Origin of the sequence: Actinosynnema sp. NPDC023794, from assembly GCF_040639675.1 — a bacterium.
GTDB lineage: Bacteria > Actinomycetota > Actinomycetes > Mycobacteriales > Pseudonocardiaceae > Actinosynnema > Actinosynnema luteola.
In genome coordinates this window covers 82,493-94,999 of record NZ_JBFAFR010000033.1, presented here as the reverse complement: position 1 = coordinate 94,999, position 12,507 = coordinate 82,493, and the positions used below count along the sequence as shown (strand labels likewise).

Here is a 12,507-nt window from a genome sequence, read left to right as displayed (position 1 = left end):
GTGGCAGATCCTCCGGGACGCCGGGGTCGACCCGGCGCCCGAGCGCACCACGACGACCTGGTCGGCCTTCCTCCGCTCACAGGCCGAAGCGCTACTGGCCTGCGACTTCTTCGAGGCTTCCACCCTGAACGGTGCCCGCCTGTACGTGCTCGCGGTCATCGAACACGCCAACCGCCGGATCCGCGTCCTGGGCGCCACCGCGCACCCGACCGCCTCCTGGGTCACCCAAGCCGCCAGAAACCTCGTCATGGACCTCGAAGACGAAGGTCGACACGCGCGCTTCCTGATCCGCGACCATGACGGCAAGTTCCCCGCCCTGTTCGACTCCGTCCTCGCCGACGCGGGCGTCCGGGTCGTCCTCAGCGGAATCCGCATCCCGCGCATGAACGCCATCATGGAACGCTGGATCCACAGCTGCCGACGCGAACTCCTCGACCGCACCCTCATCTGGAACCAGCAGCACCTGCTCCACGCGCTACGCGAGTACGAGCACTTCTACAACACCCACCGACCCCACCAAGGCATCGCCAACGCCCGACCACTACAACCACTGCCACAGTCAGCCCTCGATCAGGCGACCCTCCCCCGCCTCGACATCCGCCGTCGGCAACGACTGGGCGGAATCCTCAACGAGTACCACCACGCCGCCTGACCTGCACGGACGACATTTTCGGCAGGCACAGGGCCGCCGGCCTCGGCGCCAAGCAGCTCGTGTTCGGCATCGAGGGCACCGGCTCCTACGGCGCCGGCCTGACCTCCGCCGTCCGACGCCGCGGCCTGGGCGCGGTCGAGGTCCTGCGCACCGACCGACGCGACCGGCGGCTGCGCGGCAAGAGCGACACCATCGACGCCGAGAACGCCGCCCGCGCCGTACTCAACAACACCGCCACCGCCGTGCCCAAGACCAACGACGGCACGGTCGAGATGATCCGCCAGATCAAGGTCGCCAAGGACGTTGCGGTCAAAGCCCGCACCTCGGCCATGATCACCCTCAAAGCCGTGCTCGTCACCGCCGACCCCGAACTGCGCGAGCAACTGCAACCCTTGACGAAGATAGCACTGATCCAGCGCTGCGCCGGCCTGCGCCCCGGCACGGTCGACACCGTCACCGCCGCGACCAAACACACCCTGCGCGCCATCGCCCGCCGATGGCAGCACCTCGACGCCGAAATCAAGGCACACGAGGCACTTCTCGCCCAGCTCACCGGGCAACTGGTGCCCCAGTTGGTCGACGCGTTCGGCATCGGAGCCGACACCGCCTCCGAGATGCTCATCGTCGCCGGCGACAACATCGACCGCGTCCGCTCCGAGCCGGCCTGGGCCCGGTTGTGCGGTGTCGCACCGATCCCGGCGTCTTCGGGCATGACCAACCGCCACCGACTCAACCGCGGCGGGCACCGGCAGGCCAACGCAGCCCTCTACCGCGCGGTCATCGTCCGCATGCGCTTCCACCAACCCACCATTGCCTACGTCGCCCGACGAACCACCGAAGGCAAGACCAAAGCCGAGATCATCCGCTGCCTCAAACGCCTGCTGGCCAGGGAAATCTGGGCGCTGCTACGACCGCTGCGCACCCTGGCCACCAGCACCGCACAGGCCGCTTGACAACTATAGGAGCGTCAACGCCGTATCCGAGTCGTTCTTCGCCACCATCAAGACCGAACTGCTCGACCGACAGCCCTGGCCCACCAGGACCAGAGCGCACAAAGCGATCTTCGAATACATCGAGGGCTGGCTCAACACCCGCCGCCTGCATTCGAGCTTCGGCTACCTCAGCCCCGCCGCCTACGAAGCAACCTGCCATCACCCGGCGGAACGGGTAGCCTGACCACACCTTATCGACCCTGTCCGTCAGAACGGGTCAACCCCACGTGTCACTCAGTCAGGTGGAATGCCTGGACAATCCGACGCCACCGTAAGAGCGTTGGTAGTGCTCACCCGCGCATTGATCACGAAGACCGAGGTCGCCTGGGGGTCATGATGAGCGCAGATCCGAAGACTGGACCGGTCGTGCAGCCGAAGTCGGGTCGTTTGTGGACCGCGCTTGCGAGCGTCGTGGCGTATGCCGCGATCCGGATAGTCATTAGGGTTGCGCCCAAGCCGAAATCCAGTCGGGCGCGTTCGAGCATGCACCCGCATCGAGCCGGCCGAGCTGTGATCACCTGGTTCGACTCGGCCTATCAGATGTCTCTTCTTCGTGACCGCCTGAAGAGCAAGGGAAATGTCTGTGTCTACCTGCCCACCTGCACGGAATACGCGAAACGGGCAGTGCTCAGATACGGCATCTTCCGGGGTCTGATGCTCACCGGCGATCGGTTCCGGCGCTGCGCCGAAGGCGGCAGCGGTAGCTACGTCGACTTCCCGTGAGGTCGATCTCCTCGAGGAGGTACAAATGTCCAGACCGGCAGACTTCGGTCCTGGTGAGTTCAGCCAGCGCGTGGCCCGCGCCGCGGCGGACACCGACGCGAGGATGCTGCGGGGCTTCGCGCTCGGCCGCAGTCCCGCCGAGGACAAGTGGCGGCTCTACCTCAACGCGGACCTCACGCACTTCGTAGAGTTCAGTCCCGAGGATGCGGTGCACGCCGAGGAGGCCAAGCCCGGCCGCACGCTGGTCTGGGTCCAGCGGCAGGCACGGATCACCGAAACCACCTCGCGCACACTCCCGATCGAGTTCCTGCAGGGCCAGGTGCGCAACGGCTTCTTGCGCGGGGTGGCGGGGCTGACTGGCGTGACCGCGCTCGCCGCGGAGGGCTGCCCGTGCTCCGGCTGCGCGCACTGCACCACGTCGTGCTCGTCGCTGCCCGGCGGCGATTCGGTCGGCCTGTCCTGCGGGTGCTGACGTGGCCACCGCTGTCGACGTCGCCGTCCAGGTCGGTGCCACGCGCACCTCGCCGGAACAGGCGCCGACCGGCACACTCGACCCGACCGGAGCGCTCGATCTGCTGCGTTCGCTGGGGCTCGTGACGGTCGCCGACGTCGTCGGCGGGCTTGTCGTGACCGACGTGTCTCGCCGCAACCACAACTACCGGGTCGTCACGACCGGCGGCCCGGCGTTCCTGATCAAGCAGGCGGGCGACGCGGACAAGGTGCGCACGCTCGCGAACGAGGCGCAGACCTACGCGGTGCTCGCGCAGCGCGGGCCCGCGGCGGTCCGCGCACGGCTGCCCCGTGTCGTCCGGTACCTGCCGGAGCCGTCCGTGCTGGTGTTGGGCATACACCCCAACACGGAGAGCCTGGCGACCTACCACCGCCGCGCTCGCCGGTTTCCGCCCGGCGTGGCGTCGACGCTCGGCCACAGCCTCGCGGCGCTGCACGCTGTCCGTGACGTCGAAGCGCATGCGCTGATGCCCGTCGTCGACGGACTGCCGCTGGTGTTCTCGTTCGACTGCCCGGATGTCACCGTCTACTACGGCGCGAGCGCGGCAACGCTGCAGCTGTTCACCGCAGTGCACGGCACCGGCGACTTCGCGGAGCTCCTCGGCCGGTTGCGTGCCGAGTGGCGGCCGGACTGCCTGGTGCACGCCGACGTGCGGCTGGACAACTGCGTTGTGCGCCCGGACATGCCCACCCGCGTGGGCAAGGAGCTGTGCCTCATCGACTGGGAGATGGCGATGTGGGGCGATCCCGCCTGGGACGTCGCCACGGTGCTCTCCGAGTACCTGTCGCTGTGGCTGGACCACGCGCCCGTGAGCGAGGCGACGCCGCCCGAGCGGTTCCTCGAGCACGGCCTGTTCACGCTCGAGCGGTGGCAACCGTTCGTTCGCCGGTTCTGGGCGGCGTACGCGTCCGGCGCTCCCGCGGCCGACGCGCTGTGGCGGCGCGCGGTCCGGTTCGCGGCGGCGCGCCTGGTGCAGACCGCGTACGAGAGCACGCAATACCTCCCTGACCTGCCAGGGCAGGTGGTGCTCAAACTGCAGCTGGCGCACAATATCCTCACCGATCCGGTCGCGGCGGGCCGCACGCTCTTCGGGATCGCGACATGAACGGGCGGGCGAGCGAGTCGAGGTCGGAGGACGCGCGGGAACACGTCACCGCCGCGGTCGCCGCCACCGCAATCGTGGGCGACCACGGGTTTGCCTGGTTCGGCAAGCGACCTCCTCGGCTGCCGAGGAAACTGGTGCGCTCGCTCGATCCCGACGTGCGGCGCGGCTACCTCACGCAGGCGCTCGCCGAGCACCTGTACGCGTACTTCTACATCAAGGGCCACGCCTCTCCGATGCACTGGGAGGCCCTGGCGGCCGGCGGCGGCTCGGCCGCGTTCGTCGCGGGGCTGCGCCGGTCCAACGCGGGCACGGGCAGCTGGGAGGCGGGCTGGCGGCGCCGCCCGGGGCCCGCGGCTGGGAGCGCGCTGGCGGAGCTGCGCCTGGAGCGCGCAGGTCTGCGCGTCAGCTTGCTCGACGAGCGGCTCGTGCAGCGGTACACGGAGGACGCGCACGCGCTCCGGATGCCCAAGGAGTTGCTCGGCCGTTCTCCCGGCCACTACCTCGCGTTGTCCGATGAGCCCGTCCCACCGGCGTCGCCCGTGGTGCGCGTCTACTGGAACTGCACACCCCGGGCAGCGCTCAGCCTCGTAGCAGAGTTGACCTCGAGCCTCAACGGCGACGGAATCCCCTACCAGCTCAAGGTGCTCGACGACCCCGCCGCGTTCGACCGCTGTGACGCGGTGGTGCTCTACCTCCCTGCGGACGCGTTCCTGGCGGCGCACCCGCTGTTGGACCGGGCGCACCGCCTGCTCGCGGATGACCGGCGCGCGCGGGTCCCGGTTTTCACCAAGCAACTCGGCGCGGGCGTTGGGCTCGCGGAGGACACCGACAACGGCCGCTCGTTCGGTATGCACCGCTGCCGGCTGCTCGCCGACGGGCTGGTCGAGGCGTCCGCCGAGGGCCGACGGACGCTGTTGGCGCGGCTGACGTTCGTCGACGAGTACCTGGCGGAACAGGGGGTCTTGCTCGACACGTCCTACCTGCGGCCGGGGTCGGTCGACGACTACCCCGGCTTCGACTGCGGGCCCTCGGCACGGCCAGCGCGAGCACCTGTCGCGGGCCCAGCCAATGACGACCTGCTCGACGTGGCCCGCCGCCTCGGCGATCGGCTCGTCGCCGACGCGTTCCGGGATGGAGAGGTCTGCACCTGGCTCGGTTCGGTCGTGCCCGCCGGCGACGGCCGGGTGCTCGCCACCCTCGGTCCGGCGCTCTACGAGGGCCTGGCCGGCGTCGCGCTCGTGCTCGCCCAACTGGCGGAACCCAACTGCGTAGACGCCGCGCGGGCCGCACTGCGCCAGGCGGCCCGCCACCGCGAGGACATCGCGCCGGAACGCCGCCTCGGACTGTTCGACGGCTGGACCGGGCTGGCTCTCGTACAGGGCTACGTCGCGTGCCAGCTCGACGAACCGGTTCTACGTGCGGAGGCGTGCACGACCGCACACGAGGCCCTCTCGCAGCCCTGTACCGAGCACGATCTGATCAGCGGCGCCGCGGGGGGCGTGCTGACGGCAGTCGCGCTCGTCAGACTCACGGGGGACCGGACACTGCTCGACGACGCGGTCCGTCTGGGGGACCTGCTCGTCGAGCACGCGACACCTGCGGGGGACGGGTTGTCCTGGAGCACGATCAACCGCAAGGGCGAGTACCACCTCACCGGGCTCTCGCACGGCACCGCGGGCATCGCGCTCGCCCTGCTCGAGCTGGCCGAGGCGACGGGCGACACCCGCTACCTCGTCACCGCCGAAGGCGGCTTTCGTCACGAACGTTCGTGGTTCGACCCGGCTGTCGGCAACTGGCCGGACCTGCGCGAGACCCGGGCGACCCGCGGCGCCGGCAGTGGCGCGCTGGCGTACTCCACCTATTGGTGCCACGGTGCGCCCGGGATCGCGATCTCGCGGGTGCGCGCCTGGCAGCTCACGAACGACGCGCTGTACCGCGACGAGGCGCTCACCGCGCTCGCGACGACGCGCGCGTTCGTGCGCGAGACGTCCACGCTTGCCGACCAGTCCCTGTGCCATGGCGTGCTCGGCAACGCGGTCGTGCTGTCTTTCGCCGGCCGGGCCCTGGGAGACCGGCCGAGCGAGTGGGCGGCGCGTGAGGCGGTCGCGCGGGCCGTCGCCGCCCACGGTGGCGGCCGGTGGCCGCTTGGCACCCCAGCCGAGAGCCCAGGGCTGATGCTCGGAACCGCCGGGATCGCCCACGCGCTCCTGTGGCTACGCGACCCCACCGAACCCATGGTGCTGCTGCCTGGGCTGTTGTCGACCTGTCTCTGAGGGGAGAAACCGTGCCCGGCATCGCCACCCACTTCACCGTGCTCGACCTCACACTGGAGCGGCTCACCGCGTCGGGCGACCCCCAGCTGACGGCAATCGCGGACGCGATCAATGCCGAGCCCGCGTACGCGAACCTGGGCGTGATCGGACCGGCGATCGCCGACTTCATGCCGAACGGCCGCGTCGAGGGGGACATCTCCGCCGACCCGAATCCGTACGCCTTCGTGTGGAAGCAGATCTTCGGCCTCCTCGGCGGCGATGAGTCCCGGTTCCCGGGCAGCGGTCTGGGACTGCATGCCGTGCTGGTGCGGATGCGGCGCATCCTCGACGAGCTCAGCGCGGTTGCCGAGGCTGAGGACTGCGACCGGCTGGAGGACATCCGGGACGGCAACGTCCCTGGCGTCAGCCTGGCCGACATCGAGACGACCGCGAAGGACTTCGCGAAGATCATCAACGTCCTCGACCCCACCAGCAGTCCGCTCATCGCGGAGATCGCCTCGACCATCACCGGCCGGCTCAAGCCCGCCGTCACCACCGCAGCACCTGCCGACCCGGTACCGCCTGCCGAGGCGTGGCACGCGCGCGACTTCCTGCACTGGCGCCGCACGGGCGCGTTCATCGACGCACTGCTGGACCAGGCGAACACCAGCGGCGACAACCGGCTGCTGGCCTACGCATACGGCTATCTCATCGGCTACTCGGCCAACGTGTGCGGGAGCCCCTTCGTCAACTCCTGCGTCGGCGGACCGCACCGGACGCAGTGGTGGCGGCGCCGGTTTACCAACAACTTCATCGACACGTGGGTGCACGGTCGCTACGCGCAGAGCCCGCGACCCGACCCCGACGACGCACCGACCCCGCCGTACCAGCAGTGGCCGTCGCTGTGCTCGGCCAACCTCCAGCAGCGCATCGAGTTGCAGCCCATGGATCCGGGCGCGCTCCTGGTCGACGTCAAGCAGAACCGCGACCTGCCATCCGGGGTACTGCCCGATGACTTCGCCCAGTCCTGGCTCGCTGCCTTCGAGGCCGCGCACCCCGCGCCCCGGCCACCCGGCCTGGCGGCCGAGCAACTCAATGGCGCGTACCAGATGACGTGGCTCATGCTGTGGTTCCAGACCAGTGGCGAGATTGTCGGTTGCAACTTCGCCGCCCCGATGGCACCGCCGGACGACTGCGGCGCGGCGCCGGGAGAGCTCGACCCATTCGTGCCGGCGCCCGGTGGCGGGCCGAGCCTGCCACCGGCCTTCGACGACGACCTCGAGGACACCGCCGCGGTGGTGTGCGGCATCATCCTCGCGATCATGGGCGGGCTGGCGCTCGCTGCCGGGTCGCTCGTCGCGGGCGGTGCCTCGATCGCCGGCGCGGCCGCGCTGCTCGACTGCTCCAACGTCGTCGAGTGGCAGAAGCTGCGCTGCCAGCTGTTCTGGTACAGGACCTACCTCTACAACGGGCTCAAGGGCATGAACGAGCTGCTCGCCCTAGTGGGGTTCGGGTATCCCTACCCGGAGATGCTGGCCGAGGACGAGATCGTCTCTGACACCCTCGCTGGGCTGCCGTTCGAGTCCGGGCGCAACCTGGTCAAGTCCCGCGGCCGGAAACAGCAGTTCCCGTCGAAGCCGTGGGACGGCGGCCTCCTGACGTTCAACCAGCGCCCGACGTCGGCCAACCCCGGCTTCGAGACGCCGGAGACCATTGCCTACCTGTCCCAGGTGTACCCGTCGTTCTTCATCGATGACGACATGAACAACCCGCTGTCGAACGGCGACGTGGCGACCGAGGGCGCCTTCCCCGCGCGCTTGAACGCCCAGGGCGACCCCACGCAGTTCGGCAACGCCGTCGCCAACGCGGTCGACCTGCTATCACGCCTCGGCGACGAGCGCCCAGGGTGGAACCTGGACGCCGACCGCAGCCTCGCGCACCTGACGTGGGAACTGACTGGCGGCTACGACCCCGACGCGGTCTCGATCCAGCCCACCCCCTGACGGCGTGCGAGGAGGACATCATGAGCATCGACCGACCGCTGCGCCAACGGGAGCCCGGCATCGGCCTCGATGGCGTTTGGGAGCTGGAGAACGAGCAGCACGAACGGATTCGCAAGGCGTGGGCGCGGCTCACCGAGGACCGGCGACGCACCTGGACGCCGTTCCTCGTCGTGCCGTACAAGTCAGTGGTCCCCGCGCTGCCCGGCCACACCCCCGACCTCGGGCGGATTCGCCCCGTCCCGTCCGGGGACGCCTTCTGGGCCTCGCCCTACATCGTTGTGGAGAACGGCGGCGGCATCGGCCTTACCGCGCGTGCCGGCGAGGACAACTTCGTCCACGCACGGGTGTTCAACTTCGGCAAGGCCACCTCCGCGCCGACTCAGGTGGACTTCTACTGGGCAGACCCGTCTCTCGGGCTCGGCCCTGGCAGCTTTCACCACATCGGCACGGAGCGGGTCGAGATCCGGCACGGCGCCTCGGTGGACGTGCGCTGCCGCACGGCATGGGTCCCGGTGTTCCTCAACGGCGGCCACGAGTGCCTCATGGTCAACACGAGTAGCCCGATGACGGCGGCCGCTCCCGGCAGTGTCTTCGGCCCCTTCGACCCCATCCAGGTTCCGTTCGCGCCGTGGCTCGACCGCCACGTCGGTCAGCGCAACCTCACCGTGGTACCCGCGCCGTCCAGCGCCATGAAGCTGTCGCTCACGTTGACCAACGTGTTGCCGTTCGGCACGTTGATGCAGGTCACGCTCGCGGCCGCCCTGTTCGAGGTCGACGCGGAGTTCCTCGCCAGGGCCGGCGAGGCCGAGGTGCTGACTGGGCTCGCGGCCCCTGCGGGCGACCCGAACGCGCCTCTCGAGGGTCCGGTGCGCATGCTCGACCGGCGCCCCGTGGTGCGGGTCGAGGTCGGCGAGGTCACTGGCACGATCTCCACCGACGGGGCCCGCGAGTATGCCGTGAGGCTCGTCGAGTACGTCGGGAAGGGCGGCCAGATCCGCGGAGATGTGGTCGCCGAGGTCGACATGAGGCCGGGTGAGCAGCGCCGCGTCGAGGTTGTCGCCGACACGCCCGGGGCCGAACCAGGCCAGTTCGCCGTGGTCACGCTCGGGCAGCGCTGGGAGGACCTGCCGCTGGGCGGCTACACGATCGTCGGGGCCGTCGAGTGACCGCGACGGCGTCGCCCGGTACGGGACTGGGGTTTGCGCCCGACGAGGTGCGCCGCCTCGTCCTCGACGTTGCGAATGCCGGGGTGCCGGGAGTCGACTCCGTCGTGCGGTACCTGCCGTCCCAGCCGGGTAAGGGTATACGTCCCCGGCTTACGCTCCTTGCCGCGGCGGCGATCGCCGTTGACGCGCCGGCCCCAGTCGCCGCGGCCGCTGGCATCGAGCTCATGCACCTCGGCACGCTGCACCACGACGACGTCGTCGACGAGTCACCCGAGCGGCGCGGGCACCCAACGGCCGCGGCGCTGTGGGGCAATCGCGCGGCCGTCTTCGCCGGGACGTTCCTGCTGGCGAGGGGCACGGAACTGATCTCGGGCACGGGTGAGCGGGCCGCGCGGGCCGCGGCCGCGTGCGCGGCGGAGCTGTGGCGCGGGCAGACGCGCGAACTCGTTTCCGCGTTCCGCACCGACCGCACCCAGGAGACGTACCTAAACGTGATCGAATGCAAGACTGGCGCGCTGTTCGGCCTCGCCGGCCTGGTCGGCGCCCTCGCGGCCGACGCTCCGGCCGAGGTCGCCGACGCACTGGGGCGGTTCGGCCGGACCTCGGGCACGGCGTTCCAGCTCGCCGACGACCTCGCGGATCTGACGAGCTCGCCATGCAGTCTCGGCAAGGCCGTCTCCGTGGACGTTCGGGTGGGGGTCTACACGTTGCCGGTGATCCTCGCCCTCGCTGCGGGCGGCAGCGCGGCCACCCGGCTGCGGGCCCTGCTCGGCGTACCGGGATTGGATGCGGCAGGCGCCGGCGAGGTCCGCCAGATCGTCGCCGCCGCCGGTGGCATCGACCGTTCGCTGGTGATGTTGCGCGGCCTGCAGGACCGCGCCCACGCCGAGCTGGATGTGATAGCGGACTCGTGGGCTCGGGACCAGCTGCACGACCTGGTCGAGGGGGTGGCGGATGTCGTCTGAGGTGGACGTCGTGGTGGTCGGCGCGGGGCCCGCCGGTTCCGCCGCTGCGGCGGGCCTCGCACGGCGCGGGCGTTCGGTCCTCCTGCTCGACCGGGCCGCGTTTCCCCGCGAGAAGGCCTGCGGCGACGGCCTGACGCGTGCCTCGATAGCGCTGCTGGCCAGCTTGGGCGTCGAGTCGGAGCTCGTGCGCTGCCAGCCCATCCTGGGCACGCGGTTGTCCTTCGCGTCAGGGGCGGAGTTCACCCGCGCGACCCCCGACCGGCCAGCGCGGGTGATGCCCCGCGCGACGCTCGACGCGCTGCTCGCCGACCGGGCCCACGCGCTGGGTGCGGTGCTCGCCCCCTCGTGCCGGGTCACAAGCCTGCTCCGCGACGAGGAGCGCACGGTGGGGGTGCGGTACCTCGCCGGTGCCACGACCCGAGAAGTGACCAGTCGGTTCGTTGTCGCGGCCGACGGCGCGACCTCCGTTCTCGCCCGCCAGGCCGGACTGTCCAGACCGACCGACCGGACGGGATTCGCCGTGCGAGCCTACGTGCGCGGCCTCGGCGATCTGGCCGACGAGTTCCGGGTGCTCGTCCCGCTGGTCGACCCCGACACCGACCGCACCCTGCCCGGCTACGGCTGGGTGTTCCCGGTATCGGCTGGCGTCGCGAACGTGGGAGTCGGCTTCCTGCGCACCCGGGAGCGAGACCACAACGTCAACCTCCGCACGGTGTTCCGGAGCTTCGTCGGGTCACTGCCAGCCCGTGGTCCGCTCCACATCGGACCTCTTCGCGGGGCCCCGCTGCCATGTGATTTCGACCCTGCCCGCTGTGCGGCTGAGGGTCTGGTCCTGGTCGGTGACGCCGCCAGGCTCGTCGACCCGCTGTCGGGCGAGGGAATCGACACGGCGCTGGCATCCGGTGCGCTCGCCGCCAACCTGATAGACCAGTCGCTCACCACCGGCGCGTGCAACGTTCCCACCTACGGCGCGGAGCTGCGGCACCGGTTCGGTCGCCGCATCGACACGGCATGGTCGCTGGTGGAGAACCACGAGTTCGTGTGGGGCGTCGTGAGCGGCACCGCAACGGTCGACCGCCCACTATACCGCGGCGCCCGCAGGACGGTGCGCACCTACGCCAACGACGAACCGCAGCCGCCGCCCACGCAGGACCCCCTGGAATCCTGGCTCGCCCGGCATCGCCTGCTCGACGACGTGCGGGTCGTGCAGCGGGCCGTGCTGACGGACGCTAGCACCGAGCTGCCCATGCTCCTGGGCGCGGTGGCAGAATTGCGCGACGAGGCGGCCGAGCGGGTGCGGACAGCATCCCTGCTCGTCTGCGCGGGGCGGTGGCGACGGGACGAGGCGATCCGGCTCGCCGTAGCCTCCGAGCTCGCCTGCCTCGCACTTACCGCGCACGAGGACGTCCTGGACACCCTGCCGGGCGACGGCCCGCGCGCCGCGAACCTCTTCGCCGTGTCCGCTGGCGACTACCTGCTGTTCCGGGCCTACGAGCGCGCCGCAGCGGTGGGATCGTGGGCAGTGCGGGTGATGTGCCGCGCGAGTGCGGACGTCTGCACCGGCACCCTGCTCGGACAGGTCGACGATCCTGGCCTCGACCCAGCTGGACGCGCAGCACAGGCCCGCGCACTGACGACCGGCACGGTGTTCTCGCTGCCCGTGCGCCTCGGCGCCCAGCTCGCCGGTGTCGACACTGCGGCACTGGCGCGTCTGGACGATGTCGGCCGCGCGCTCGGCGTCGCATGGCACACGGCACGTCGTGGAGGACCACACCGCCCGGGTGACCTCGACGAGGCGTGCGCCAGGCTTGGCCAGCAACCCGCAGAACGTACGCTGCGCGACCTCGCCGGTTTCGTGCCAGCCTGACCGCACGCGCCCGCCATCAGGCCCGTCGAGTTCGGCAAACCACGCCAGTCCTCCTTGACGCTAGCGTCGGTCGATCTCGACAGTTTCGGCGACGAAGAGGTCCTTCGATGTCGAACGAGCCGAGCGTCGCTCGTGGAGCGCCTCCGGCAACTGGATCAACAACAAGTGCACGCGGTTGGACTGGACCGATCGCGCGGTACTCGCCGCGTTGGTCCGACGCCTGCCCGGCTGGTACGGGAACACCGGTTGGTGACATCGGGCCCCCTCCTGC

10 protein-coding genes and 1 pseudogene are annotated in these 12,507 nt (G+C 70.5%); all 11 read left to right on the top strand.

Annotated elements, in window-relative coordinates:
- A partial coding sequence (locus tag AB0H12_RS38455) for an integrase core domain-containing protein (protein ID WP_499629809.1) occupies nt 1-652 on the top strand: 652 nt, incomplete at its 5' end.
- Nucleotides 653-711: 59 nt separating this feature from the next.
- Nucleotides 712-1,605 (top strand): transposase, encoded by an 894-nt coding sequence (locus AB0H12_RS38450; protein WP_499629807.1) that lies wholly within the window; start codon nt 712-714, stop codon nt 1,603-1,605.
- Between the two features lie 28 nt (nt 1,606-1,633).
- Nucleotides 1,634-1,828 (top strand): annotated as a pseudogene (locus AB0H12_RS38445) (IS3 family transposase); the annotation flags it as partial.
- 149 nt (nt 1,829-1,977) lie between these two features.
- Entirely contained in the window at nt 1,978-2,367 is a 390-nt protein-coding gene (gene yidD, locus AB0H12_RS38440) for a membrane protein insertion efficiency factor YidD (protein ID WP_499629805.1), read from the top strand.
- Nucleotides 2,368-2,392: 25 nt separating this feature from the next.
- Nucleotides 2,393-2,839 carry a hypothetical protein gene (locus tag AB0H12_RS38435; RefSeq protein ID WP_499629803.1) on the top strand — a complete coding sequence of 149 codons (447 nt, stop codon included), beginning with the start codon at nt 2,393-2,395 and terminating at the stop codon, nt 2,837-2,839.
- Between the two features lies 1 nt (nt 2,840).
- Nucleotides 2,841-3,983 (top strand): phosphotransferase, encoded by a 1,143-nt coding sequence (locus AB0H12_RS38430; protein WP_499629801.1) that lies wholly within the window; start codon nt 2,841-2,843, stop codon nt 3,981-3,983.
- Nucleotides 3,984-4,057: 74 nt separating this feature from the next.
- A complete protein-coding gene (locus tag AB0H12_RS38425; RefSeq protein WP_499629799.1) occupies nt 4,058-6,256 on the top strand; it encodes a lanthionine synthetase LanC family protein in 2,199 nt (732 codons plus the stop codon).
- A gap of 11 nt (nt 6,257-6,267) precedes the next feature.
- On the top strand, nt 6,268-8,238 hold the full coding sequence (locus AB0H12_RS38420; RefSeq protein ID WP_499629797.1) for a hypothetical protein: 1,971 nt from the start codon (nt 6,268-6,270) through the stop codon (nt 8,236-8,238).
- A 20-nt stretch (nt 8,239-8,258) separates the two neighbouring features.
- On the top strand, nt 8,259-9,404 hold the full coding sequence (locus AB0H12_RS38415) for a hypothetical protein (RefSeq protein WP_499629795.1): 1,146 nt from the start codon (nt 8,259-8,261) through the stop codon (nt 9,402-9,404).
- Nucleotides 9,401-10,369: a polyprenyl synthetase family protein gene (locus tag AB0H12_RS38410; protein WP_499629793.1), complete on the top strand. Its 969-nt coding sequence runs from the start codon at nt 9,401-9,403 to the stop codon at nt 10,367-10,369. Before AB0H12_RS38415 ends, AB0H12_RS38410 begins: the two co-directional genes overlap by 4 nt.
- Entirely contained in the window at nt 10,359-12,236 is a 1,878-nt protein-coding gene (locus tag AB0H12_RS38405; protein WP_499629791.1) for a geranylgeranyl reductase family protein, read from the top strand. The genes AB0H12_RS38410 and AB0H12_RS38405 overlap by 11 nt, the downstream gene beginning before the upstream one ends.
- Nucleotides 12,237-12,507: the final 271 nt, after the last annotated feature.

Bases quoted from the DNA above. Each gene is read 5' to 3' on its own strand.
- AB0H12_RS38405 (WP_499629791.1), top strand. From the start codon at position 10,359: ATGTCGTCTGAGGTGGACGTCGTGGTGGTCGGCGCGGGGCCCGCCGGT.
- AB0H12_RS38435 (WP_499629803.1), top strand. From the start codon at position 2,393: ATGTCCAGACCGGCAGACTTCGGTCCTGGTGAGTTCAGCCAGCGCGTG.
- yidD (WP_499629805.1), top strand. From the start codon at position 1,978: ATGATGAGCGCAGATCCGAAGACTGGACCGGTCGTGCAGCCGAAGTCG.
- AB0H12_RS38415 (WP_499629795.1), top strand. From the start codon at position 8,259: ATGAGCATCGACCGACCGCTGCGCCAACGGGAGCCCGGCATCGGCCTC.